At 65.2% G+C, this 24,020-nt stretch carries 28 protein-coding genes; 14 read left to right on the top strand and 14 right to left on the bottom strand.

Going from position 1 to position 24,020, the window contains the following annotated elements:
* The first annotated feature begins 28 nt into the window (after positions 1-28).
* From A9D12_RS14370 to ndk, 5 genes are all read left to right on the top strand, one after another.
* The gene (locus tag A9D12_RS14370) at positions 29-199 is read left to right on the top strand and encodes a DUF2256 domain-containing protein (protein ID WP_082925304.1); all 171 of its coding nucleotides are present in this window, start codon (positions 29-31) and stop codon (positions 197-199) included.
* Positions 199-612, top strand: a complete 414-nt coding sequence (locus A9D12_RS00595; RefSeq protein ID WP_068348652.1) for a hypothetical protein — start codon at positions 199-201, stop codon at positions 610-612. The genes A9D12_RS14370 and A9D12_RS00595 overlap by 1 nt, the downstream gene beginning before the upstream one ends.
* A complete protein-coding gene (locus A9D12_RS00590) occupies positions 609-1,046 on the top strand; it encodes a DNA polymerase III subunit chi (RefSeq protein ID WP_068348650.1) in 438 nt (145 codons plus the stop codon). The genes A9D12_RS00595 and A9D12_RS00590 overlap by 4 nt, the downstream gene beginning before the upstream one ends.
* A gap of 36 nt (positions 1,047-1,082) precedes the next feature.
* Positions 1,083-1,628 (top strand): hypothetical protein, encoded by a 546-nt coding sequence (locus tag A9D12_RS00585; protein ID WP_068348646.1) that lies wholly within the window; start codon positions 1,083-1,085, stop codon positions 1,626-1,628.
* 99 nt (positions 1,629-1,727) lie between these two features.
* Positions 1,728-2,150 (top strand): nucleoside-diphosphate kinase, encoded by a 423-nt coding sequence (gene ndk / locus A9D12_RS00580; protein ID WP_068348643.1) that lies wholly within the window; start codon positions 1,728-1,730, stop codon positions 2,148-2,150.
* Between the two features lie 73 nt (positions 2,151-2,223).
* Here ndk and A9D12_RS00575 read toward each other — a convergent pair whose 3' ends face one another.
* The 3 genes from A9D12_RS00575 to purM are packed head-to-tail and all read right to left on the bottom strand — an operon-like array spanning position 2,224 to position 5,511.
* Entirely contained in the window at positions 2,224-3,432 is a 1,209-nt protein-coding gene (locus A9D12_RS00575) for a sulfotransferase (RefSeq protein WP_068353282.1), read from the bottom strand.
* Positions 3,432-4,397 (bottom strand): phosphoribosylglycinamide formyltransferase, encoded by a 966-nt coding sequence (gene purN / locus A9D12_RS00570; RefSeq protein ID WP_082925303.1) that lies wholly within the window; start codon positions 4,395-4,397, stop codon positions 3,432-3,434. The genes A9D12_RS00575 and purN overlap by 1 nt, the downstream gene beginning before the upstream one ends.
* Positions 4,390-5,511 carry a phosphoribosylformylglycinamidine cyclo-ligase gene (gene purM / locus A9D12_RS00565; protein ID WP_068353278.1) on the bottom strand — a complete coding sequence of 374 codons (1,122 nt, stop codon included), beginning with the start codon at positions 5,509-5,511 and terminating at the stop codon, positions 4,390-4,392. Before purM ends, purN begins: the two co-directional genes overlap by 8 nt.
* A gap of 69 nt (positions 5,512-5,580) precedes the next feature.
* Between purM and A9D12_RS00560 the strand changes: the two genes are divergently transcribed.
* The 5 genes from A9D12_RS00560 to A9D12_RS00540 all read left to right on the top strand — a co-directional run bounded on the left by A9D12_RS00560 (position 5,581) and on the right by A9D12_RS00540 (position 9,792).
* Entirely contained in the window at positions 5,581-6,882 is a 1,302-nt protein-coding gene (locus A9D12_RS00560) for a hypothetical protein (RefSeq protein ID WP_068348640.1), read from the top strand.
* 17 nt (positions 6,883-6,899) lie between these two features.
* Positions 6,900-7,541: an HdaA/DnaA family protein gene (locus A9D12_RS00555; protein ID WP_068348637.1), complete on the top strand. Its 642-nt coding sequence runs from the start codon at positions 6,900-6,902 to the stop codon at positions 7,539-7,541.
* A 58-nt stretch (positions 7,542-7,599) separates the two neighbouring features.
* Positions 7,600-8,334: a serine O-acetyltransferase EpsC gene (epsC, locus tag A9D12_RS00550; protein WP_068348633.1), complete on the top strand. Its 735-nt coding sequence runs from the start codon at positions 7,600-7,602 to the stop codon at positions 8,332-8,334.
* 92 nt (positions 8,335-8,426) lie between these two features.
* Positions 8,427-8,699, top strand: coding sequence for a DUF2794 domain-containing protein (locus tag A9D12_RS00545; RefSeq protein ID WP_231889764.1), 273 nt, complete (start codon positions 8,427-8,429; stop codon positions 8,697-8,699).
* Between the two features lie 121 nt (positions 8,700-8,820).
* Positions 8,821-9,792, top strand: a complete 972-nt coding sequence (locus tag A9D12_RS00540) for a sensor histidine kinase (RefSeq protein WP_068348630.1) — start codon at positions 8,821-8,823, stop codon at positions 9,790-9,792.
* Positions 9,793-9,955: 163 nt separating this feature from the next.
* Here the strand turns inward: A9D12_RS00540 and A9D12_RS00535 are convergent, their stop codons facing one another.
* Together A9D12_RS00535 and A9D12_RS00530 are read right to left on the bottom strand one after the other, a co-directional pair.
* Entirely contained in the window at positions 9,956-10,885 is a 930-nt protein-coding gene (locus A9D12_RS00535) for an SDR family NAD(P)-dependent oxidoreductase (RefSeq protein ID WP_068348627.1), read from the bottom strand.
* A 126-nt stretch (positions 10,886-11,011) separates the two neighbouring features.
* Positions 11,012-11,707, bottom strand: a complete 696-nt coding sequence (locus A9D12_RS00530; RefSeq protein WP_068348624.1) for an HAD hydrolase-like protein — start codon at positions 11,705-11,707, stop codon at positions 11,012-11,014.
* Positions 11,708-11,767: 60 nt separating this feature from the next.
* Here A9D12_RS00530 and glmU point away from each other — a divergent pair, with 60 nt between their 5' ends.
* The 4 genes from glmU to A9D12_RS00510 all read left to right on the top strand — a co-directional run bounded on the left by glmU (position 11,768) and on the right by A9D12_RS00510 (position 14,686).
* A complete protein-coding gene (glmU, locus tag A9D12_RS00525) occupies positions 11,768-13,138 on the top strand; it encodes a bifunctional UDP-N-acetylglucosamine diphosphorylase/glucosamine-1-phosphate N-acetyltransferase GlmU (protein ID WP_068348621.1) in 1,371 nt (456 codons plus the stop codon).
* On the top strand, positions 13,135-13,743 hold the full coding sequence (locus A9D12_RS14575; RefSeq protein ID WP_156522750.1) for a hypothetical protein: 609 nt from the start codon (positions 13,135-13,137) through the stop codon (positions 13,741-13,743). The genes glmU and A9D12_RS14575 overlap by 4 nt, the downstream gene beginning before the upstream one ends.
* On the top strand, positions 13,736-14,011 hold the full coding sequence (locus A9D12_RS00515) for an HNH endonuclease (protein WP_068348615.1): 276 nt from the start codon (positions 13,736-13,738) through the stop codon (positions 14,009-14,011). The genes A9D12_RS14575 and A9D12_RS00515 overlap by 8 nt, the downstream gene beginning before the upstream one ends.
* Positions 14,012-14,089: 78 nt before the next feature.
* A complete protein-coding gene (locus A9D12_RS00510; protein WP_068348612.1) occupies positions 14,090-14,686 on the top strand; it encodes an SOUL family heme-binding protein in 597 nt (198 codons plus the stop codon).
* Position 14,687: 1 nt separating this feature from the next.
* Here A9D12_RS00510 and A9D12_RS00505 read toward each other — a convergent pair whose 3' ends face one another.
* From A9D12_RS00505 to A9D12_RS00465, 9 genes are all read right to left on the bottom strand, one after another.
* Positions 14,688-14,933, bottom strand: coding sequence for a DUF1153 domain-containing protein (locus A9D12_RS00505; RefSeq protein ID WP_068348610.1), 246 nt, complete (start codon positions 14,931-14,933; stop codon positions 14,688-14,690).
* A 248-nt stretch (positions 14,934-15,181) separates the two neighbouring features.
* Positions 15,182-17,290, bottom strand: a complete 2,109-nt coding sequence (locus A9D12_RS00500) for a prolyl oligopeptidase family serine peptidase (RefSeq protein WP_082925302.1) — start codon at positions 17,288-17,290, stop codon at positions 15,182-15,184.
* Positions 17,291-17,454: 164 nt separating this feature from the next.
* Complete coding sequence (locus A9D12_RS00495; RefSeq protein ID WP_068348604.1) at positions 17,455-17,712, bottom strand: ATP synthase F1 subunit epsilon; 258 nt, start codon at positions 17,710-17,712, stop codon at positions 17,455-17,457.
* 6 nt (positions 17,713-17,718) lie between these two features.
* Positions 17,719-19,176 carry a F0F1 ATP synthase subunit beta gene (gene atpD / locus A9D12_RS00490; RefSeq protein WP_068348601.1) on the bottom strand — a complete coding sequence of 486 codons (1,458 nt, stop codon included), beginning with the start codon at positions 19,174-19,176 and terminating at the stop codon, positions 17,719-17,721.
* 21 nt (positions 19,177-19,197) lie between these two features.
* Complete coding sequence (locus A9D12_RS00485; RefSeq protein ID WP_068348598.1) at positions 19,198-20,067, bottom strand: F0F1 ATP synthase subunit gamma; 870 nt, start codon at positions 20,065-20,067, stop codon at positions 19,198-19,200.
* Positions 20,068-20,079: 12 nt separating this feature from the next.
* Positions 20,080-21,609, bottom strand: coding sequence for a F0F1 ATP synthase subunit alpha (gene atpA / locus A9D12_RS00480; protein WP_068348595.1), 1,530 nt, complete (start codon positions 21,607-21,609; stop codon positions 20,080-20,082).
* An 11-nt stretch (positions 21,610-21,620) separates the two neighbouring features.
* Complete coding sequence (locus A9D12_RS00475; protein ID WP_068348591.1) at positions 21,621-22,175, bottom strand: F0F1 ATP synthase subunit delta; 555 nt, start codon at positions 22,173-22,175, stop codon at positions 21,621-21,623.
* Between the two features lie 95 nt (positions 22,176-22,270).
* Positions 22,271-22,465 carry a hypothetical protein gene (locus A9D12_RS00470; RefSeq protein WP_068348588.1) on the bottom strand — a complete coding sequence of 65 codons (195 nt, stop codon included), beginning with the start codon at positions 22,463-22,465 and terminating at the stop codon, positions 22,271-22,273.
* Positions 22,462-24,018 carry a S1 family peptidase gene (locus A9D12_RS00465; protein WP_068348586.1) on the bottom strand — a complete coding sequence of 519 codons (1,557 nt, stop codon included), beginning with the start codon at positions 24,016-24,018 and terminating at the stop codon, positions 22,462-22,464. Before A9D12_RS00465 ends, A9D12_RS00470 begins: the two co-directional genes overlap by 4 nt.
* Positions 24,019-24,020 lie beyond the last annotated feature (2 nt).

Below are 24,020 nucleotides of genomic sequence, written 5' to 3'. Positions count from 1 at the left end.
CCTTATATAGCGCAGCGGTAGGCCGCAAATGCCGAAGATGCGCAAGAAGTCCGATCTGCCGACCAAGACCTGTCTGGCCTGCGGGTTGCCCTTCACGTGGCGCAAGAAGTGGGAGCGCGATTGGGACAATGTGAAGTATTGTTCCGATCGCTGCCGCGGCAATGCCAGATCGGGCGGCGAGGGGAAGGGGAAGCGCTGATGCGATACGGGCGGCAGATCTCGGTTGCGGCGGCGACGCTCGCGTGCGCCAGCCCCGCGCTTGCCAGCGACTTTTCCGGAATCGGGCGGGTATTCTGGTGGGGCGTTGCCGCGCTCGGTCTGCTGATCCTAATCCCCCTTGCCATCATTCAGCGAAAAGGTCGCAGAGGCAGCCCCGAGGGCAACGCCATGATCGCGATCGCCGGCGCCGTGATGTATGCGCCCGCGATTGCCTATCAGGATTACAGCCGGTGGATCTTCGTTCCGCTGCCGGGCAGCGCGATTGCGCTGCTCGACGGGCGTTGGGCAGTGCTGTGGCCGGTGCCTCTGGTATCGATCGCGGTGTGCGCCGCCGCGGCCTTCTGGCTTCTCCAGCGAAGCGGCACCCCGATATCGGGCGAGGACGCACCGTGAAGCTCGATTTCTGGCAGGTCACCGACGATCCGGTCGAAAAGGTCGTCGCCCTGATTGCCAAGCGCGCGGTCGCGCAGGGCGAGCGGGTGATGGTCGTTGCGGCCGATCCCGACCAGCGCGCCGCGATTGCGCGCGCCTTGTGGCAGGCCGCCCCCAGCGACAGCTTCCTTGCCAATGGCGAGGCCGATGCGCCGGGTGCGGATCGCCAGCCGATCCTGCTGGGGAGCGAGCCAGCCCATGCGAACCGGGCAAGCCACATCATCCTTGCCGACGGCACCTTCCGCGAGACCGAGGGGTTCGCGCGCACCTTCCTGCTGTTCCCACCCGATCTTGCCGCTGCCGCGCGTGCGGCATGGCGCGCGGTAGACGGGCGCGAGGGGCTCGAACGCGCCTATTACGCGCAGGAAGACGGCCGCTGGGTCAAGAAGGGCTGAGCCTGCGCAGCCTTGCCCGACTCCGCCCGATAAAGGATGCTTGCGGAGGAAAGGAGCCGACCGATCGGGACGCCGGACTATCGCCATGCTGGATCGCTTCTGACCGCAGCCTTGCTGCTGGCGTCCTGCGGAGCGCTGCCGCCGGACGCGCCGCGCGATCCTGCGGGCATGGACAGCTTCGACCCCGAAACCGGCGCGCGGCGCACGGTGATTTATCGTGATAATGGCCCCGTCACTCTGGTTTCGGGCACGCAGGTTCCCGTCACTCTGCCACCCGGTTTCACACTGCCCGAAGGCGCGCGGGTAACAGGCAACACCATCGCTTCGCGGCCGGGTGGGCAGGGCATCCTGCTGTCGTTCGAGACCGATGCCGATAGGCTTGCAGTTATGCAGCATTACCGCGCCGAAGCCGAAGCTGACGGGTTTGTCGTCATCGCCGCGCTTGATACGAAGTCAGGGCAAACGCTGGCGGCTGTCCGCGCGGAGGATGGGGCAAGCCTTTCGCTCGATATCGGCGAGGGCAAGCCCACCCGCGTCCAGCTGTCGATCGTCACCGGCTCTGGCACCGGCACAGCGCGATAGCGATCGGCATCGCGCAGAAGCTTGCCATTCCGCATCGCAGCATCTAGGGGCCGCGGCCAATAACCCTCCCCATAAAAAGACGTTCACAGGAGCATACTCATGGCGGCCACCCGCACCTTTTCGATCATCAAGCCCGATGCCACCCGCCGCAACCTGACCGGTGCGGTCACCAAGATGCTGGAAGACGCCGGCCTGCGCGTCGTCGCATCGAAGCGCATCCACATGACCCGCGAACAGGCCGAAGGCTTCTACGCGGTCCACAAGGAGCGCCCCTTCTTCGGTGAACTCGTCGAATTCATGATGAGCGAGCCGGTGGTCGTGCAGGTCCTCGAAGGCGAAGACGCCGTCGCCAAGAACCGCGAAGTGATGGGCGCTACCAACCCGGCCGACGCCGCTCCCGGCACGATCCGCAAGGAGCTCGCACTGTCGATCGGCGAGAACACCGTCCACGGTTCGGACAGCGAAGAAAACGCAGCGATCGAAATCGCCTACTTCTTCAAGGACGAAGAAATCGTCGGCTAAAGCCTTTTCGGCCACGACATTTTGCAAAGGGCCGTCCCGGCAAGGGGCGGCCCTTTTGCTTTGCACCGCGCGCCTAGCTTGCCGTGGCAAACCGCGCGAGTTGGGCCGCATGATCGCGGTGGTGGCCATCCTCGCTCGCGGCCATGACCTTGTGCATCGCCGCGCGCGCTTCGGGCGTGAGACTGAGGCCGAGGCCATCATAAACGCTTGCGATCGCGCCATCCCAATCCGCGTTGAGTGCGGCGAAATCGGCGCGAGCGACCGGGCCTTGCCAGTCCTGCAATGCGCTTTCCATCCGGGCCTCGCGCAATTCGATCTTGTGCCGCCAGCGTGCCTCGATTGCATCAAGGCAGCAGCTATCGGATTGCATCGCCATCTGGTTGGCCGCGAGGCTGATCGCGCTTTTCAGTACCGCGTCATGCTCGCGTTCGGCCAGCACCAGCCGCGCATCGGGGAATTGCGCGAGCAGCGTTGCAAGGTCTTCGGCAAAGGCAGGAACCTTGAGCACGCGCGGGCGGGCGGCGATCCCGCGGTGTGCCGCATCGGTCATAAGGATGCGCCGGAATTCGCGGTAGATCGCCGCCGGGTCGCGCGCTTCGCTCCAGGCGGAATAGGCAGGGATGTGCCACTGCGATTCGTAAATCGAATGGTGCAATGCGGCGCTGATCCATGCCAGCTCCTCTTCTACCGCAGCGGGAGCCATCGGGTGGATCGACTGCATCCAGGGATTGAGCAGACCCAGCATCGCCAGCTCCAACGCCGCCTTCATTCGGTTCAGTCCGCGCGGGCCGGGAACGGGGTGGTAGGCATCGCAATAGCGGGTGTGCGAAAACGCCGGATCGGCGGCCAGCAGCGTGTGGATTCGCGTGGTGCCCGAACGCATGTGACCGATCACGATGATCGGCGCGGCGAGGGTGGTTTCGAGCAGTTCGGGCCGTTTGTGCCACAAGTCCCCGAAGGCGAGACGGTTTTTCACCACCCGCGACAATTGCCCCCATGCCATCGCGCGGCCCAGCGGATTGAGATCGGCCTCGGTATCGATGCTGGCAATCAGGCGGGTCAGCCGTTCGCGAAAATCGGCAACGTCCTGCGCGCTGCGCCCACCATGCTCGGCCACCTCGGCGCGCGCACCATAGGGTTTGGCCGCAAGCGCCCAAAGCGCTTGCGGGTCAAGCGCGGGCGGCGGCAGCCAGCCGCGCTCCCACGCCTTGCCGAGAAAGTCGTTGGCGCGTTCGGCAAGCGGGCCGCGGGCGAGCAGATGAGCGCGGGTCGGCGGGGGCATCAGAACCCCTCCGCCGCGTCCATCAACCGGGTCAGCCGCTTGGGCGCCGCGCCGCGCCAGCTGCGCATCAGCCATTGCGCTACCGCGTCCCAATCCACGCCGGGCCGGTTGAGGATTATCCCCACCCACCCGCTCGCGCCGTAATAGGCGGGCTTGAAATAGGCCTCAGGCTGGGTTTCGACGAGGTTCAGCAGTTCGTCCACCGATCCGGTGCGCACCAGCAATGCGATATGCGGGGTCCCGTGGTGCTGATCGGCGAAATGGGCGAAGTATTTGCCGGACTTCTCGCCACCGACCCGGAAACCGGGGCTGCCGTGGCTTTCGCGCTCGTCGGTTTCGGGAAGTGCGAGGGCAAGACTGCGCACGCGGTCCAGCAGCACGTCAGGGTCACGCCAGCGGCTGACGTATTGGGTCACGGCGCGCGGATAAAGCTGGTGTTCGGCAAGCTTTACGCGCTCGGCGAGAGTATCGGGCGTATCGGTGGGCACAATCGGCACAGCGATCTGCGCCAGCACCTCGCCCGCGTCGAGTTCGGGCGTAACGAGATGGACGCTCGTGCCGCCGTGGCTGTCCCCCGCCGCAATGGCACGTGCGTGGGTATCGAGGCCCTTGTATTTTGGCAGCAGCGAGGGATGGATGTTGAGCATCCGCCCGGCCCAGCGCTGGACGAAAGCATCGGACAGGATACGCATGTAGCCCGCAAGGATGATATATTCCGCGCCCGCGTCTAGCACCGCGGTCTCCATCGCTGCGTCGTGCGCTTCGCGGGCAAGCCCTTTGTGGGGCAGGGCGAAGGTCGCGATACCCTCCGCCGCAGCAAGGGTCAGACCTTCGGCCTCGGGATCGTTCGACGCGACCAGCACCACTTCGTAGGCGCTGTCCGGCATCCGGCTGGCATAGACAAGCGCGGCCATGTTGGTGCCTGCGCCCGAAATCAGGACGGCGATGCGGGCTTTTTCAGCCAAGATGCGTCGCGCTCCAGTCGCCCTTGGCCGACCAGGTTTCGGTACTGCCGCGCACGGTGCAACCCTTCTCGCCCTGCTCGATGCGCCCCACGGTAACGACAGTTTCGCCCGCGGCTTCGAGCTTCGCGGTGACATCGGCCACGTTCGCCTCGCTGACGGCGAGCACCATGCCGACGCCGCAGTTGAAGGTGCGCGCCATTTCCTCGGGCTCGATATGCCCCTGCGCCTGCAGAAACGCCATCAGGCGCGGCTGGGGCCACAAATCGGCATCGACATGGGCGTGCGCGCCGTGGGGAAGGATACGCGGAATGTTTTCGAGCAGGCCACCGCCGGTGATGTGCGCCAGCGCATTGATGAGCCCGGCGCGGATCAGCGGCAACAGGCTTGCGACATAGATGCGCGTCGGCGCGATCAGCGCGTCGATCAGCAATCGGTCCTGATCGAACAGCGCGGGCCGATCGAGCTTCCAGACCTTGTCGGATGCAAGCCGGCGAACCAGCGAATAGCCGTTCGAGTGCACACCGCTCGAAGCAAGGCCCAGCAGCACGTCGCCGGGGGCAACCTTGTCGCCGGTCAACTGCTCGCCGCGCTCGACCGCGCCGACGCAGAATCCTGCCAGATCGTAGTCACCGGCGGCATACATCCCCGGCATTTCGGCGGTCTCGCCGCCGATCAGCGCGCAGCCTGCCTGTTTGCAGCCATCGGCGATCCCCGCGATCACGCGCTCGGCAACGCCGTTTTCGAGCTTCCCGGTGGCGAAATAATCGAGGAAGAACAGCGGCTCTGCGCCCTGAACGATCAGGTCGTTGACGCACATCGCGACCAGATCGATCCCCACGGTGTCGTGCCGGTCATGATCGATCGCGAGCTTCAGCTTGGTGCCCACGCCGTCATTCGCGGCGACCAGCAGCGGATCGGTGTATCCGGCGGCCTTGGGGTCGAAGAACCCGCCGAACCCGCCAAGCTCGCTAGTTGCGCCGGGGCGGGCGGTGGCTTTCGCCAGCGGAGCGATCGCCTTGACCAGCGCATTGCCCGCCGCGATCGATACGCCGGCATCGGCATAGGTGTAGCCAGCACCTTGCGGCGCGTTCTCGTCGTTTGTCCCCGAAGTCATGCCCAGCGCCATAGCGGTTCGCGCTTGGAATTCCACTCGCCTTTGGGCAAAGGGGAGGCGATTTTTTCCATGCGCGCATCGCTTTCCCCTTCCGGCCCGGCTGCGGCCCCGCATCACGCTCCGCGGCGGCCCCTCTATCGGTGGCTCGGCGGCGCGGCGATGGCGCTTGGCCTGCTGGGCGGCGGCTATGCCCTGGTGGCGCAGATTGCGGGCGAACGCGGGATCGCGCCGACGGCTGCAAGCGCGGACATCGAGGTCAAGGGCATCACGGTCGATGCCCAAGGCAAGAACGCCGAGGACGCGCGCGCCAATGGCTGGCGCGAGGCGCAGCGCAAGGCGTGGGCGCAGATCAAGGGCCCGCAATTGTCCGACAGCCAGCTCGACGCGCTGGTTTCCGCGATCGTGATCGAGCGCGAACGGCTTGGCCCCCGGCGCTACATCGCGACGCTGGGCGTGGTCTTCGACCGGTCGCGCGCGCGCGGCTATCTTGGCGGCGCGCAGCAGGCGAGCCGTTCGGCGCCGCTGCTGTTGATCCCGGTGCAAGAATCGGGCGGCGCCTATATCGCCTTCGAACAGCGCAACCCGTGGCAGCGCGCATGGGCCGAATTCAATCCGGGGGCGAGCCGGATCGATTATGTCCGCCTGTCGGGCGCAGGGGGCGATTCGCTGCTGGTCAATTTCGGCCAGACCCAGCGCAAGAGCCGCGTCTGGTGGCGCTCGACGCTCGACCAGTACGGCGCGACCGACGTGCTGATGGCCTTCGCCCGGCTCGATCACGAATTTCCGGGCGGCCCGATCAAGGGCACCTTCACCGCACGCTACGGCCCCGATAGCCGCCCGCTCGACCGATTCACGCTGCGCGCCGAAAACCCCGACGCGCTTTCCGCAATGCTCGCGCAAGCCGTCGAACGGATGGACCAGGTGTTCACCGGCGCGCTTGCCTCGGGCAAGCTGCAACCCGATCCGAGCCTGCGATTGGGGGGCGGGGGCGAGATCGACCCTGCAATCCAGCGACTGATCGATATCGGCCGCGCTGCGCAGGCGCGTCGTTCCGCCGAGGCCGCGATCGCCGCGGGCGAAGTCCCGCTGATCGAAGCGCAGCCGGTCGCCGGGATCGAACCGGGCGAGGCGCAGGTGCGCAGCATCACCGTCCAGTTCGCTACCCCCGATGCCGCCAGCTTCGATGCCGCGCTCGGCGCGGTGCGCGGCGCGGGCGGGGTGCGCGGCGTGGGGGTCACCAGCACCGCGATCGGCGGCACCTCGGTGATGAGCGTGAGCTTTGCCGGATCGCTCGAAGAACTCGCTGCCGCGCTCGAAGCGCGCGGGCTGACAGTGCGGCGCGGGGCAAACGCGCTCGCCATCAGCCGCTGACCGCGATCATCGCGCGGATGAGCGAGCCATCGCAGATCGCCCTGCCGCTGTGCGCGCAAGGGGCGCCGCGCCGGATCGTGGTCGGCAATGCCAATGCCGCCGTCGTCGACGCATTGCAGCATCCGGATCGCTGGCCGTTTCACGTCGCGGTCCTCACCGGGCCGGCGCGTTCGGGCAAGTCGCTGCTCGCGCGCTGGGCGAAGGGACTGCGCGGCGACATGCTCGACGTGATCGACGATGCCGGCGATCTTGACGAGACCGCGCTGTTCCACCACTGGAATGGGGTGCAGCGCGGCGGAACGCGTGAAGGCAGCGCCGTCCTGATGATCGTCACGACGCCAGATGAGGGGGGCTGGGGCATCCGCTTGCCCGATCTCGCCTCGCGGATCGGCGGATCGCTGCAACTTGCGATCGGTCCACCCGATGATGCGATGGCCGCCGAACTGATCCACGCCCATGCCGAAGCGCGCGGGCTGAGCCTGCCTGAAGGCGCAGCTGAATATCTGGTGCCGCGGACCACGCGCAGTTTTGCTGCGATCGAGGCGCTGGTGGCAGCAATCGACCGGATCTCCCTTGAACGCCAGACGCCTGCCACCATGTCTGTCTGGCGTGCGGCGCTCGAAGCGCTGCATGGTCCGCAACAGCAGCGCCTGCTGTAGCGCGTAAACGCCCGAGGCGATTGCATCGGCGCGGCATTGGTGGGAAAAGTGAGGGGCGATGTTTGAGCGGCTGATCAGCTATCTGGACTCGGTCCATGCGCGCGACCCCGCGCCGCGCTCGCGTTGGGAAATCCTGCTTTATCCCGGGGTCTGGGCGCTGGGTTTCCACCGCGTCGCACACTGGCTGTTCGAGGCGCGGATGTATTTCCTCGCGCGCGCGGTGAACCACATCTCGCGGCTTCTGACCGCGATCGACATTCATCCCGGCGCCACGATCGGCAAGAATTTCTTCATCGACCATGGCTTCACCGTCATCGGTGAGACCGCGGAGATCGGTGACAACGTCACGATCTATCAATGCGTCACGCTGGGCGGCAGCAACCCGACCAATGGCAAGGGCGGCAAGCGTCACCCGACGCTGGCCGATAATGTCATCATCGGTTCGGGCGCGCAGATCATCGGCCCGATCGTCGTCGGCGAACGCGCACGCGTGGGCGCCAATGCGGTCGTCACCGACGATGTGCCTGCCGGCGCGACGATGATCGGGCTCAAGGCCCGTTCGACACTCGTGCCCGCCGATCAGTGGCTGCGCGAATTCATCCCCTATGGGACGCCCTGCGACGATGTGCCGTGCGATGACCAGGGCCGGGCGAACCGCGACTGCGTCGAAAAGCTCGAGACCGAAATGGCCGCAATGCGCGAGGAATTGGCGTTGATGAAGGCGCTGCTGGCTGAACGCGCGCCGGGCGAGCCTGCGCCGCTGCCCGTCCGCAAGAGCGCCGCGCAGGATTGACCGGAACCGTGGCTGGCCCCCAGACCCCGGGACAGATCGTCCCTTTTCCGGGCCGCGGCGCGGATCAGGTGGGCTTCGACCGGCCCGAACTGATGCGGATTCTCGATCTGTATGGCCGGATGGTGGCGGCGGGCGAGTGGCGCGACTATGCGATGGATTTCGACCGCCATGCGGCAACCTTCGCCGCCTTCCGCCGCACCGCCGAACGCCCGCAGGCACGGGTGGAAAAGCGCCCCGCGCTGCGCGGCAAGCAGGGCATGTGGACGCTGTTCGGCGAACACGGCCAGGTGCTGAAGCGCGGGCACGATCTGGCGGGCGTTCTCGCCCCGATGGAGCGGCGGCTGCTGAAGGCGGTCGAGGATTAGGCCTTGCCCCATGCCCGCGCTGGCGGTGTGGAGATTGAGTAGCGGCCTGTCGTTTTAGCTTACCGCAGGCAAAAGACTGTTCTCCCTTTGTAATGCTTCAGGATGGGTCTATTCGGACGGAATGTCCGATTTGAGCCCTTTCGAACTCCGCAGCGCCGAGCACTTGCGGCTTGTTCTGGAAACCAGCCACATCGGCATCTGGGAATTGGACCTCAAAAGCGGCCTCGCAGTCAGAAACAGGACCCACGACAAGATATTTGGCTATGATGGCTCGCTGGAAGAATGGAGCTACGATCAATTCCTCTCTCACGTCGCCGAGAAGGACCGCCTCAGGGTCGATAGCCTTCAGAAAGCCGCGATAAGAGAAAAGCGTGAATGGTCGTTCGACTGTCAGATAACGACGAATGATGACCAGAAACGCTGGATCAGGGCCTCCGGTCGCCCTCTTTTGGACGACGCAGGCCATGTCACCACGCTGATCGGCCATGTGCTCGACATCACCGAGACGAAAAACAACGAAGCCATGCTTCAGCTGATCACCGAAGAATTGAAGCACCGGGTCCGCAATACGCTCGGCATCATCAATTCGATGATCATGCTTACGGCCACCACCACAAACAGCACCAGCGAATTCGCTGAAATGCTGAAGGGAAGGGTCGGCGCTTTGGCCCGCACGCAGGATCTGATCATGGGGACTGCGTCCTCCGCAATGATACCGAGCGCGATCCTGGAGGCGGAATTCGCCGCATTCCAGACATGCGAAGGCCAGATACGGATTTCGGTGGACAGCGAGGCACCGCTTCCCGCCATGGCCAGCAAGGGCCTTGCACTGGTCACGCATGAATTGCTGACGAACGCGATCAAATATGGGGCGCTGTCCGTGCCGGACGGCCGCATCGGTGTGGCGATCGACCTGCAAGATGGCGCGACAGTCATAACCTGGACCGAGCGCGGGGGGCCGGCACCGCAAGGCGAAAGGCGGCAGGGTTTCGGTTCGATGTTGATCGCCGATGCGCTCGCGGGAGAGGGAACGGTGGAACAGGTATTCGCACCCGAAGGGCTTATGTGCCGGATCACGATTACGGCCGGATAGCATAGCGGCCCGAGGCTGCCGCTGTTCAAAAAAGGCGGTTGTTCGGGTGGCGCCGATGCCATCCGCCCGCATCGTCACGCTTTGGAACATGCACCCATCATGCGAAAGGCCCGCCCCCTTATCGGGAGCGGGCCTCGTAAGCTTTTTCCGAAGAAAAGCCGGATCAGCCGCGCGCGCTGGCGGGGCCGGTGCCCGTCACCTTCTGCATCGCCTTCAGGATGTTGCCCGACTGCTCGCTGCCCGATTGCGGGGCGATGAGGTTGCTGAACGAATTGATCTCGTCCCAGTGCGCGGCAAAGCCTTCGACCGTGCGGTCTTCGTCCTTGAGCCACACGGCATCGTTCATCACCGTCCACGAGGAGTGGAAGCCGCCTGCGCCTGCGCCCACGATCGCGTTGGTCGGTGCGTCTTCCGAAACCAGGAACAGCGCGGCAGGGACCACGTTCTCGGGCGCGAACAGCTTGAAGGCTTCTTCAGGGAAGAGGTCTTCGGTCATGCGGGTGCCCGCGACCGGCGACAGCGTGTTCACGCGCACGTTGTACTTCGCGCCTTCGAGAGCGAGCGTCTTGGTCAGGCCGGCAAGGCCGAGCTTGGCCGCGCCGTAATTCGCCTGGCCGAAATTGCCGAACAGGCCGGTCGAGGACGCGGTCATCAGGATACGGCCATAGCCCTGCTCGCGCATCAGTTCCCAGCACGCCTTCGTGGCGAAGGCCGAGCCGGTGAGGTGAACCTTGACCACGAATTCAAAGTCAGCCGGGTCCATCTTCACGAAGGTCTTGTCGCGCAGCACGCCCGCGTTGTTGATGAGGACATGGACGCCGCCCCACTTCTGCTTGGCATCGGCGACCATCTTTTCCATCTGGTCGAATTCGGTCACCGAACCGCCATTGGCCATGGCCTCGCCGCCCATCGCCTCGATTTCGGCGACCACCTGTGCTGCGGCATCCGAAGTGCCGGTGCCATCGCGCGAACCGCCCAGATCGTTGACCACGACCTTGGCGCCGCGGCGCGCCAGTTCGAGCGCATAGGCCTTGCCCAGACCGCCGCCGGCACCGGTAACGATCGCAACCTTGTCTTTGAAGCTGATGCTCATGTGTCTCTCTCCTGTGGAAATGAGAGGGCGTGCTTTACGCCCGCGTAAACCGATTTGCGGCGCGCTGCGTGGCACTTTCACGGGCGCGATGCAACAGCGCAAGCGCCATGACGCGATGCCGTAGGGTCAGGATGCAGGGACAAGCTTTTGCAGCGCCGGGATCAGCGCGCCGAACGAATCGATCACCCCATCCGCGCCCAGTTCATGCGGCGGCACATCGCAATAGCCATAGGCCGCCGCGATCACCGGCACGCCCGCTGCCTTGGCGGCACGCACATCGAACGAGGAATCGCCCAGAAAGGCAAATGTGCCGCCACCCAACGCCGCGCGCGCGGCCAGCACGGGGGCAGGGTGGGGTTTGGCAAGGAACTGGCCATCGGGCCCTTTGCCCATGCTGTCGCCGCCGATCACCGCCTGAAACTGGTCGATCAGGTCGAGCTGGGTGAGGATCTGGCGGGCAAAGGCTTCGAACTTGTTGGTTACCACCGCCATCGCCACACCCTGCCGGGCAAGCTGTGCCAAACCCTCACGCACTCCGGGATAGGGTTCGGTATGGACCGCATTGTGATCGGCGTAATAGGCCAGCATCGCCTTGTAGAGCCGCTTGAATTCGTCTTCGGGCAGGCCGCCTTGCGCATCGACCGCGCGCGCCAGCATCACCTTGGCCCCGCCGCCGATGAGGTCTTTCGAGCTTTCGACCGAAACCGCGTCGAACCCGCCAAGCACCAGCGCATGGTTCACCGCCGCGCCCAGATCGCGGAAGGTATCGAGCAGGGTGCCGTCAAGGTCGAAGCCGATGGCGCTGAAAGGGATGCTGTTCATGCGCTTCGGCGTGGCGGATGCGACTTCAAACCGCAAGCAATTGCTGTAAGGATCAGGGTTATGACGACCACAGCTTCCCCCTTCGCCGCCATCATCCTCGCCGCGGGCAAGGGCACCCGCATGAAGAGCGACACGCACAAGGTGCTGCACAAGATCGCAGGGCGCGCGATGCTTGATCACCTGATGGCGAGCGTTGCCGAGCTGGGGCCGCAACGCACCGCAGTGGTCGTGGGCGCGGGGCGCGAGCAGATCGAGAAAGCGGTCGAGGGGCGCGCCGTGACCTGCCTGCAGGAACCGCAGCTCGGCACAGGCCACGCGGTGCAGCAGGCGCAAGCCGCGCTCGAAGGCTTCGGCGGCGATGTGCTGGTGCTTTATGGTGACGTGCCTTTCGTGAAGGCAGAGACGATGCGCGCGATGCTCGAACGGCTCCATGGCGCGGATAGGCCAGCGGTGGTGGTCCTCGGGTTCGAGCCCGAAGACCCGCTCGCCTATGGCCGGGTGATCGCCGATGATGCGGGCGGCATCGTCAAGATGGTCGAATTCAAGGACGCGGACGAGAGCGAGCGGGCCTGCCGGTTGTGCAATTCGGGCCTGCTCGCCGCGCGGGCAGAGGATCTGTTCGGGCTGCTGGCACGGGTCGGGAACGATAATGCACAGGGCGAATATTACCTTCCCGACATCGTCAATATCGCGATTGCCGATGGGCGCGGCTGTGCGGTGATCGCAGCAGACAGCGCGGACGAGGTTGCCGGCATCAACAGCCGGGCCGAACTCGCCGGCGCGGAAAGCCGCTGGCAGGCCGCGCGCCGGCTTCGCGCGATGGACGAGGGCGCAACCCTGATCGCGCCCGACACGGTGTTCTTCAGTCATGACACCGAACTGGGCCGCGATGTCACGATCGAGCCCAACGTCTTCTTCGGCCCCGGTGTGCGCGTCGCGGACAGGGTGCTGATCCGTGCCAACAGTCATATCGAGGGTGCCAGCCTCGCCAGCGGGGTCAAGGTCGGCCCCTTTGCGCGGCTGCGCCCCGGCACGGTGCTGGAAGAGGACAGCTTCATCGGCAATTTCGTCGAGGTGAAGAACGCGGTGATGCACAAGGGCGCCAAGGCCAGCCACCTCACCTATCTGGGCGATGCCAGCATCGGCGCGGGCGCCAATATCGGTGCGGGCACGATCACCTGCAATTACGACGGCTATTTCAAATATCGGACCACCATCGGCGAGCGCGCCTTTATCGGTTCGAATTCGGCGCTCGTCGCGCCGGTCACGATCGGCGCGGACGCGATCGTGGCAGCGGGCAGCACCGTCAGCCGCGATGTCGCGCCGGGCGAGTTGCGGATGGTGCGCGCCGAACAGCTGATCAAGGATGGCTGGGCCGATCGTTTCCACGACACGATGAAAAAGAAGAAGGCGGCGGAGAAGAAGGGGTGAGCGCACGCGCGCTCGGTCTAGCGATCGTCACGGTGCTGGCGGGGTGCCAGGGGCAGGATGCCGGCACGGACTCTGCCGCCCGGCAAGATGCAGCGCCGCCATTACCGACCCCTGCCGCCTCCCCGGTTACAGCACAGCCGCGCATCCCGGCCGTAGCCTGTGCCGCAGGGGAAACGCCGGTCTTCACCTGCAGGTTTACCGATGGCAAGCGCGTCTCGGTATGCGGCACTGGCCCGGGCCGCGCCGAATATCGTTTTGGCGGCGAGCAGCCGGAAATGGTGATCGCCGGCGGGGCGCGGGCGAACGTCATGTATTCGGGCGGCGGCGAACAGCAGTTGGCATTCGACAACGCCGATACGCGCTATATCGTCTTCAGCCGCATGGTGCGCACCCGGTTCGACGGAGCCGGCAACGAACCCGCGATCAGCGACGGGGTGGTGGTCGAGCGCGCTGGCACATTCGCCGCCATCCGCATCTGCGACGATCCCGATCTTCGCCCGGTCGATGTCGATGCAGCGGAAAAATACCTGCCCGCCGGCGATACGGACGGCGGCGACCTGTTTACCGAAGCAACCATCAGAGCGGACCCGCAAGGCCATGAGTGACGATCCCCACACCCCGGCCTGCTGGCTGTGCGACCGGCCCTTGGGCGATGTCGTCCAGTGGCATCACCCCGTGCCCAAGTCGAAGAAGGGCAAGATCAAGGTGCCGGTCCACCCGATCTGCCATAAGACGATCCATGCCAACTTCACCAACAACGAACTGGCCCGCATCGGCGCGAATGCCGCCGCGATCCGCGACAATCCGGCGATTGCGAAATTCGTCGCATGGGTCGCGAACAAGCCCGCCGATTTCGACGCGCCCACGCGCTGACCGGTCGCCTGTGCCCGCAGGGGCGGGAACTCTTCGCTGGCTCGCGGACTATGGCTCCTGAAACAAGGAGATCATGGAATGAAAGCCCTTCGCTGGATCGCTGCCGGAGCCGGCCTCGCCGCCGTGGGGGCCGTAGGTGCCTATGCGCAAAGCCGCAGGACCGAACAGCCCGATTTCACGCTGATCCGCGACGATGGCGATTATGCCTTGCGCGATTATCCGTCGCTGGTCGTCGCCGAGACGCGGCACATCGGCACCCGGCAGACCGCAAGCCGCGCAAGCTTCAACAGGCTCGCCGCCTATATCTTTGCCAAGGACCGCCCCCAAGGTGGCGAGAAGATCGCGATGACCGCGCCTGTCCTGCAGCAGGAAACCCAGCCGAGCGAATGGCGGATGCGGTTCGTCATGCCGGGCAAATACACGCTCGAAACCTTGCCGCCCGCGCCCGCCGACATCACGCTGACGCAGACCCCGGCGCGGCGCATGGCTGCCGTGCGGTTCTCGGGGAATGCCGGGACTGCCGAACTGGCCGAGATGGAGACGCGCCTGAGAGGCTGGATCGCAGCGCAAGGGCTCGTGCCCGCGGGCGAGGCGGAATTTGCCTTCTATGACGCGCCAATGGTTCCCGGACCGCTACGCCGCAACGAGGTTCTGATCCCGGTCGCGGCGAAATAGCTCAGGCGTCCTGCATCCCGGCCTGCCGCGTGCCTCCGGTGGCGAGGTAATCGGCTTCCCACTGGTCGAATTCGGCACGGCTGAGCAGGTAGCGGTCGCGCGCCTCGTGAAAGCTCATCGCGCTGTCGCGCACCGCGCGCACGACTTCGTCCTTGCGCGCCTTCGACCAGTGGACGCGGTGCGTGCGGGGCAGTTTGTAGTAGCTCTTGATCGCGTCGGCGATCGATACATTGCGGTCATAGGCCATCGGTGAATTCCCTCGTCGCTGGTTTTCATCGCCCCCGATGGACCCGGTTTCGGCGCTGTGGCCTTAACGAGGTCCTGCCGATCATGGTTAATATCGTCTTGATGAAACGCGCCGTGCCGCACGCGCGGTGAGCCGAGCGCAAAGTGTCGGCCGGGTTTACATGTCGGCCCGGCGCGGCGGGCTCCGGATACAAGAAAGGCGGCCCCTTGGCATCGGAGCCGCCTTTTTTGTGGTAAGGATCGAGCAGATTACTTCGCCGTGCGATCGTCCATCAGCCGCTTCATCAGGTAGATGAACTGCAGCGCCTGCAGCTTGGCGCGCTGATCGTTGTCGACTCCGCCCGAGTGGCCGCCGGTGGTATCCTCGAAGTAGTAATAGGGCTGCCCAAGCGCCTTCAGTTTCGCCGCACCCTTGCGTGCGTGCGCAGGGTGCGTGCGGTCATCCGCGGTCGAGGCCCACAGGAACGGTTCAGGGTATTGCACGCCCGCGACGATCTTCTGGTAGGGCGAATAGCCTTCAATCCACGCGCGCTGTTCGGGAATGCGCGGATCGCCATATTCGCCGATCCACGAGGCCCCGCGCCCGATCAGGTGGTAGCGCAGCATGTCGAACAGCGGGATCTGCACGATCGCCGCGCCGAACAGGTCGGGCCGCTGGGTGAAGGCGGTGCCGACCAGCAATCCACCTTGGCTGCCGCCCTGGATGCCGAGGTGTTCGGGCTTGGTGAAGCCGCGCTTCACCAGATCCTCGGCCACCGCGATGAAATCATCCCACGTGCGCTGCTTGTTCTCGCGGATCGCGGTCTGGTGCCAATTGGGGCCGAATTCGCCGCCGCCGCGCATGTTGGCGAGCACATAGGCGCCGCCCTTTTCGACCCACAGCTTGCCGGTGCTGCCGAGATAGGCGGGCAGGCGCGGCACTTGGAAGCCGCCATAGCCGGTGAGCAGGGTGGCGGTCGAACCGTCGGGCTTCATGCCCTTGGGCTTGACGATGAAGTAGGGGATCCTGGTCCCGTCCTTGCTCACCGCCTCGTGCTGTTCGACTTCGGCGCCCGCCGGATCGAAATAGGCCGGGCTGGTCTTCATCACCGCAGGAGGGGTGGTGCCGTCGGTGTAGTAGAGCGTGGTCGGTTCAAGGAAGCCCGACACGGTATACATGATCTGGTCGGTTTCATCCGACGAGGCGGCAATCCCGATGGTGGCATTGTCGGGCAGCGCGACCTGCGTGCTGGTCCACTTGCCATCGGCGAATTTGAACTTGAGCACCTTGCCCACGACATTGTCGAGCAGCGCGACATAAAGCCCGCCGCCGGTTACAGTCGTGCCCTGCTTTGTCTGGCGGTCGGCCGGGGCCCAAACCAGAGACTTCTTCGCGCCGTTGGGGTTGGCCTTCCATTCTTCCAGATTGGCCGCGACAAGGCTGTCGGCGGGGAAGGTCTGGCCATCGACGGTCCAGTCGACATCGGGCGAGAACAGCATGTGGCCATCGACGATCCCCACCGGGTTCGCCTTGGTCGGCAGATCGAGCTGGAGCCAGGCATTGTCCTTCCAGACATACCACAGCCGCTCGTGGAAGCTGATGCCGCGATAGGCGATGCGCGCATGGACCACGCTGTCATTGTCGCGCAGCAGCGTTGCGCCCGACGAGACATCCTTCACATCGCCCCGGAAGATTTCAGGCGCATCCGCAATCGCGGTGCCGCGCTTCCATTCGCGGGTGGTGAAGGGGTATTCGCTTTCGGTAATCGTACCGCCGCCGAAATCGCGGCTCACGAGCAGCGTGTTTTCGTCGACCCACTCGACTCCGCCCTGGCTTTTCGCATCGAGCACGAAGCCGCCTTCGACGAATTGCTTGGTTGCAGTGTCAAATTCGCGCAGGATCGTGGCGTCCTCGCCCCCGTCCGAGAGCGCGATCATGCAGCGGTTCAGGGCGGGTGGCAGACAGGTCGAGCCCTGATAGACCCACTCCTTGCCCTCCGCCTTGGCGAGCGCATCGACGTCGAGGATCACTTCCCACTGCGGGTTGGCGGTGCGGTAGCTCTCCAGCGTTGTACGGCGCATTACCCCCTTGGGGTTCGTCTTGTCCTGCCAGAAATTGTAGAGGCCATCGGGGCGGAAGCTGACGAAGGGAATGCGGTCGTTGCTGTCGAAGATCGCCAGCGCCTCGTCCTTCAGCTGCTGATAACGCGGATCGGCCTCGAAGGCGGCGAGCGTGCGCGCGTTTTCCTTGGCCACCCAGTCGAGCGCCTCGGGGCTGCGGGCTTCCTCAAGGAAGATGAAGGGATCCTGCTCGGCTCCGGGGATGCCGGGGACAGGCGTTTCCTGCGCCGAAGCGCCAGTGGCCGGTGCGATGCTCATTGCGAGAGCCAGTGCGAAAGTCGAGACAAGTTTCAAGCGTCCTCTCCTCGGGGGAATGCGTGCCGCCGTTGTGGCGGGAGAGGAGCGCAATGTGAAGGGGATAGACGCAAAAAGGGCGAGCCATTGGCCCGCCCTGATTGGTTGTTCGTCGATTGGCCGGGGGATTATCCCTCGACATGCTCCGCGAGCACGGTGAGGCCCTTTTCATTGACCTCGGCAAAGCCGCCGCGCACCTGGATGATCTCGGGCGCCGCGCCAGCAGCACGGAAGATCTGCACCGCGCCATCGCGGATCGTGCTCATGAAGGGCGCATGGCCTTCAAGCACGCCGAATTCGCCTTCGGTGCCGGGGACGACCACCATGTGGACGTCCTCGGAACGGACGAGCTTGGCCGGGGTGACGAGTTCGAAGTGGAGGGGCATGGTGCCTTACGCTTCCTCGGCCATCTTCTTGGCCTTGGCGACCACATCGTCGATCCCGCCGACCATGTAGAAGGCCTGCTCGGGCAGGTGGTCATATTCGCCGTCGACGACTGCCTTGAAGCTCTTCACGGTGTCTTCGATCTGCACGAAGACGCCCGAAATGCCGGTGAAGACTTCGGCGACGTGGAAGGGCTGCGAGAGGAACTTCTGGATCTTGCGCGCGCGGGCGACGATCGTCTTGTCCTCTTCCGACAGTTCATCCATCCCGAGAATGGCGATGATGTCCTGCAGGCTCTTGTACTTCTGCAGCGTTTCCTGAACGCGGCGGGCGGTTTCGTAGTGCTCCGCACCGACAACGCGCGGTTCGAGCACGCGCGAGGTGGAGTCGAGCGGGTCGACCGCGGGGTAGATGCCGAGTTCCGAAATCGCACGGTTCAGCGTCGTGGTCGCGTCAAGGTGAGCGAAGGAGGCGGCCGGCGCCGGGTCGGTCAAGTCGTCCGCGGGAACGTAGATCGCCTGCACCGAGGTGATCGAACCCTTGGTGGTCGAGGTGATGCGTTCCTGCAGCTTGCCCATGTCGGTGGCCAGCGTCGGCTGGTAGCCCACTGCCGAAGGAATACGGCCGAGCAGCGCCGACACTTCCGAACCGGCCTGGGTGAAGCGGAAGATGTTGTCGACGAAGAACAATACGTCCTGGCCTTCGACGTCGCGGAAATATTCCGCCATCGTCAGGCCCGACAGCGCGACGCGGGCGCGGGCGCCCGGGGGCTCGTTCATCTGGCCGAACACGAGCGCAACCTTGGAGCCTTCCGAGGTCGCGTTGCCATCGGCGTCCTTGGCGATAACGCCGGCGTCGAGGAATTCGTGATAAAGATCGTTGCCTTCGCGGGTACGCTCACCCACGCCAGCGAAGACCGACACGCCGCCGTGGCCCTTGGCGATGTTGTTGATCAGTTCCTGAATGAGCACGGTCTTGCCCACGCCAGCACCGCCGAACAGGCCGATCTTGCCGCCGCGCGCATAGGGGGCGAGGAGGTCGATCACCTTGATGCCGGTGACGAGGATCGCCGCGTCGGTCGATTGGTCCATGAACAGCGGAGCGTCGGCGTGGATCGGCATGGTGCTTTCGGCACCGATGGGGCCGCGCTCGTCGATCGCTTCGCCGATCACGTTCATGATGCGGCCCAGCGTCTTGGGGCCGACGGGAACGCTGATCTGCGCGCCGGTGTTGACGACTTCGGTGCCGCGGGTCAGGCCCTCGGTGGCGTCCATCGCGATCGTGCGGACGGTGTTTTCACCGAGGTGCTGGGCGACTTCGAGCACCAGCGTCTTGTCGCCATTCTTGGTTTCGAGCGCGGTCAGGATCGGGGGCAGTTCACCGGGGAACTGGACGTCGACGACGGCGCCGATGACCTGGCTGATCGTGCCGTTGGTGGTCTGGTTGAGAGCGGGGGCGGTGGCCATGTTTCGTTCCTTAGCCTTCGATTAGAGCGCTTCAGCGCCCGCGATGATTTCGATGAGTTCGGTGGTGATCGCGGCCTGACGGCTGCGGTTGTACTGGATGGTCAGCTTCTGAATTAGCTCGCCAGCGTTGCGCGTGGCGTTGTCCATCGCGGTCATCGAGGCGCCCTGTTCGGAGGCCTCGCGTTCAAGCAGCGCGCCGAACAGCTGGGTGCGCACGTAACGCGGCAGCAGTTCTTCGAGGATTTCCTCCTCGCCCGGTTCGTAATCGACCACGGCGTCGGCCGCGAGCGCATTGGTCGGGGCGGGGACGGGGATCAGCTGGTTCACGGTCGGGTCCTGCGCCAAGGCCGACTTGAAGGTCGGGTAGACGAGGTGCGCGACGTCGAACTTGCCCGCGTCATACATCGCGATCAATTCGTTCGCGATCGCTTCTGCCTCGGCAAAGCCCGGGGTCTTGGCGCCGCTGGTGTCGAAGCCGTCACCGATCAGCGTCGGAAACTCGCGCTTCAACGGCGCGCGGCCCTTCTTGCCGACAAGGTAGAACTCGACCGTCTTGCCTGCGGCCTGAAGCTCGCGCGCCTTGATCTTGGCGGCCTTGACGATGTTCGAGTTCAAACCGCCGCACAGGCCCTTGTCGGTGTTGACCACCACGAGCAGGTGCTTGCTGTCAGCGCCGGTGCCGGCCAGCAGGCGCGGTGCGGCAGAGCCCGACACCTTGCCCGCAAGCGATGCCATCACGGCCGAAAGCCGCTGGGCATAGGGCCGCCCGGCTTCGGCCGCGGCCTGCGCGCGGCGCAGCTTTGCGGCTGCGACCATCTGCTTGGCCTTGGTGATCTTCTGGGTCGACTTGACCGAGTTGATCCGACCTTTCAGTTCCTTGAGTGAGGGCACTGGGGGTTGTCCTTAAGCGAACTGCTTGCCGAATGCTTCGAGCGCAGCCTTGGTCTTGTCGGCGACTTCGCCTTCGAACTTCTTCGAGCTGCGGATTTCCGACAGCACGCTGCCGTGTTCGCGGCGCATGTAGTCGAGCATCTGGCTCTCGTATTCGCCCACGCGGTTCACGGCGACGTTGTCGATATAGCCGTTGGTGCCGGCGAAGATCGAAACAGTCTGCTCTTCGAAGGGCATCGGCGAGAACTGCTTCTGCTTCAGAAGCTCGGTCAGGCGGGCACCGCGGTTGAGCAGCTTCTGGGTCGATGCATCGAGGTCCGAGCCGAACTGCGCGAAGGCCGCCATTTCGCGGTACTGCGCAAGATCGAGCTTCATCGAGCCCGACACCTTCTTCATCGCCTTGGTCTGCGCGGCACCGCCCACACGCGACACCGACAGGCCGACGTTGATCGCCGGACGGATGCCTTGATAGAACAGGCCGGTTTCAAGGAAGATCTGGCCGTCGGTGATCGAGATCACGTTGGTCGGAATGTAGGCCGACACGTCGCCGGCCTGGGTTTCGATGATCGGCAGCGCGGTCAGCGAGCCGTGGCCGTTTTCGGCGTTCATCTTCGCGGCGCGCTCGAGCAGGCGGCTGTGGAGATAAAACACGTCGCCCGGGTAAGCTTCGCGGCCCGGAGGACGACGCAGCAGCAGCGACATCTGGCGATAGGCGACGGCCTGCTTGGAAAGGTCGTCGTAAACGATCACGGCGTGCATGCCGTTGTCGCGGAAGAATTCACCCATCGCGCAGCCGGTGTAGGGCGCGAGATATTGCAGCGGGGCGGGCTCCGAAGCGGTCGCGGCGACGACGATCGAATATTCCATCGCGCCGTTTTCTTCGAGCTGCTTGACGATCTGCGCCACGGTCGAACGCTTCTGGCCGATCGCGACATAGACGCAGTAAAGCTTCTTGCCTTCGTCGTCGCCGGCGTTGGCTTCCTTCTGGTTGATGAAGGTGTCGATCGCGACGGCGGTCTTGCCGGTCTGGCGGTCGCCGATGATCAGCTCGCGCTGACCACGGCCCACGGGAACCAGCGCGTCGACCGCCTTGAGGCCGGTCTGCACGGGCTCGGACACGGATTCGCGCGGGATGATGCCCGGTGCCTTCACTTCGACCCGGCTGCGCTTTTCGGCAACAATCGGGCCCTTGCCGTCGATCGGGTTGCCGAGCGCATCGACCACGCGGCCAAGCAGGCCCTTGCCGACCGGCACGTCGACGATGGTGCCGGTGCGCTTGACGACATCGCCTTCCTTGATTTCGGCGTCCGAGCCGAAGATCACGACGCCGACGTTATCGGCTTCGAGGTTGAGCGCCATGCCCTGCACGCCGTTGGCGAATTCGACCATCTCGCCGGCCTGCACCTGATCGAGGCCGTGGATACGGGCGATCCCGTCACCCACCGACAGCACGGTGCCGGTTTCGCTGACTTCGGCCTCGGTGCCGAAATTGGCGATCTGGTCCTTGATGACCTTCGAGATTTCTGCGGCGCGGATTTCCATGTTTATGTCCTTCAGGCCTTCATGGCTTGGGCAAGCGAGTTGAGACGGGTGCGGATCGAGGCATCAATGCGCTGCGATCCGATGGTGACGACAAGGCCGCCCAGGAGGTCGGGATCGACCGAGGCGGTGAGCATGACGGTGCGCCCTTCGCGCGCCGTCAGCTTGGTCTTCAGAGCGGCGATCTGATCGTCGCTCAGGGGGTGGGCGCTGGTCACGGTCGCGGTCACTTCGCCGCGCTGGGCGGCGGCGATCGCCTTGAACGCGACGATGATCGCAGGGATCTTGCCCAGACGGCGGTTGCCCGAAAGCACGCCGAGGAAATTGGTGGTAAGGTCGCTGAGGCCCAGCGTCTGCGCCACGCCTGCCATCGCCTTGCCCGCGGCATCGCGGCCAAGTTCGGGGTTGGTGGTCAGCGCAGTCAGATCGGCCGATTCGCGCAAGGCAGCGCCCAGCGTTTCGAGATCCTTCTCGACCGCAGTCACCTTGCCATGTTCGGCAGCCAGATCGAACAGGGCCGAGGCATAGCGTCCAGCCAGGCTAGCCTTGATACCGGCGGAAATATCCACGCGCGTCTCGTCCTCTCGGAAAACTCGTAAGGGGTCTTGCTTGGGCCTTGGGTCGGGAGCGCGCACAAGGGCGACCCTTCAAAGCTGGCGCGCGCCTAGCAATTGATTCCGGTTCCTGCAAGTCGCGAGGGGTCGGAATTGTGCAAGTGCGAAGATTGCGCGCTTCGCTGCGGCTCGCTGCGCGCGGCGTCCGAAACCTGCCAGTCGAGATAGCGCAGGCCCAGCCATGCCCCGACAAGCAGAGCCAGCGCCAGTGCGATCACTGCGAGCCGTCTGGTCCGGCCGCTCACTTGGCGGCCTCCTTGGCGGAGCAATTGTAGACCAGCCTTTCGTTGGGCCGGTCGGGCAGTTGAGCGATCAGCGCCGATTGCTGCTCGCCCAGCGTGCGCGCCGCATCGCTCACCCCGCAGGCGGGCGGCGTATAGGCCGCGCGCGCGGCGCGCGCCTGTGCCAGCGCGGCCTGTCCCAGCAGATAGCGGTCCGAACGCAGCGTGCGCGTGGCCGGATCGAAGGTGTTGACCGCAATCGCCGCATCGTCCTGCGCGGCGAACACGCGCGACCACTGGCCGGCCCCGGCAAGCCCGTATTGGGTGCGCCCGTTGACGCACCCATCGGCTGACCATTCCAATGCGACATCGTCGGTGCGGCCCGATGTCACCCGGCTGCGCTCGGGAACCAGCGTACAAATCAGCGCACCTTCCGCAGCGGCCCCATCAGCGGGCGCGGCGGGCGTATCCTTGCCTTGCGCCTTGTCTATCGCAGCAGCGACGCGGTCCTCGATCTCGTCAAGGCCGGGGCGCGTGAACCATAGCAGCGCCGCAATCACGAGCGCGCCAGCAGACAGCCCCGCCGCGATGCGTGCGTGGGTGCGGCGCGCATCATCCCCATGCCAGACGGCCGCTGCATAGCCGCAGCCGACGCTCGCGATCAGCGCGATCAGCGCCAGCGCCATGCGGTTTTCGCGCGCCTCAAGCACCTCCATCTGCGCGGTCAGCTGCGCTTTTTCGCGCAACGTGCGGAGCGCTTCGGAGCGCTGCGCGACAGCCGCGCGGGCTTCGTTTTGCTGCGCCTCGATGCGTTCGCGTTCTTCGGCGTTCAATTCGTCGATCGAGCGGCACGGCATCGCGTTGGTGACGGGCTCGACCCCGTTGCTGCGCAGAAACGGCAGCAATTCGCGCAAGGAGACCGCGAAGAAGAATTCCGCGTCCCCGCCGGCCGAATCCGAACTGAACGAATTGACCCCGATTACCCGCCCGCACGGATCGAGCAGCGGCCCGCCCGAATTGCCGCGCGCGATGGGGGCGGTGTGGAGGATCGTGTCGAACTGCCGGCTCGGCCGTTCCCCCGAGACAAAACCGCGCGATTTGACCGGGGGCTGCGCGCGGAAGATGTCGGCGATGTCGAGCCCTTGGGCCAGATCGACATTCATCGGATAGCCCACCGCCGACACTTCGCCCAGATCGCGGCTCACCCCCGCTGCCAGCGCGAGCGGGGGGAGGCGCAGCGAGCCCTTGGCGATTTCGAGCAGCGCCAGATCGTTGCGCGGGCTGACCGCGATCAGCCGCGCAAAGGCGCCGCCTTCGCCTTCGGACGGGACGATCCCGATCCGCAGCGTATCGTCCTGCACCGCTTCGCTGACGACATGCGCATTGGTGACGATCCGGGTCGCCGAAACCGCAAATCCGGTGCCGTGAGACACGGGGACGGGCTCGCCCCCTTCCTCGCCGATGATCACCACCCGCACCACGCCGCGCGAGGCCGCATCGACATCGCCGGGGTCGGCCGAGGCCGGCAGGGTCAGGAAGGTGAGGAGCAGGGCAAGCGTGCCAAGAAGCCGGATCATGG

The organism is Erythrobacter neustonensis (assembly GCF_001663175.1).
In the GTDB taxonomy this organism is placed as follows: domain Bacteria; phylum Pseudomonadota; class Alphaproteobacteria; order Sphingomonadales; family Sphingomonadaceae; genus Erythrobacter; species Erythrobacter neustonensis.
Note: the sequence above shows the minus strand (reverse complement) of the source record. Positions and strands in the feature narration are given on the sequence as shown.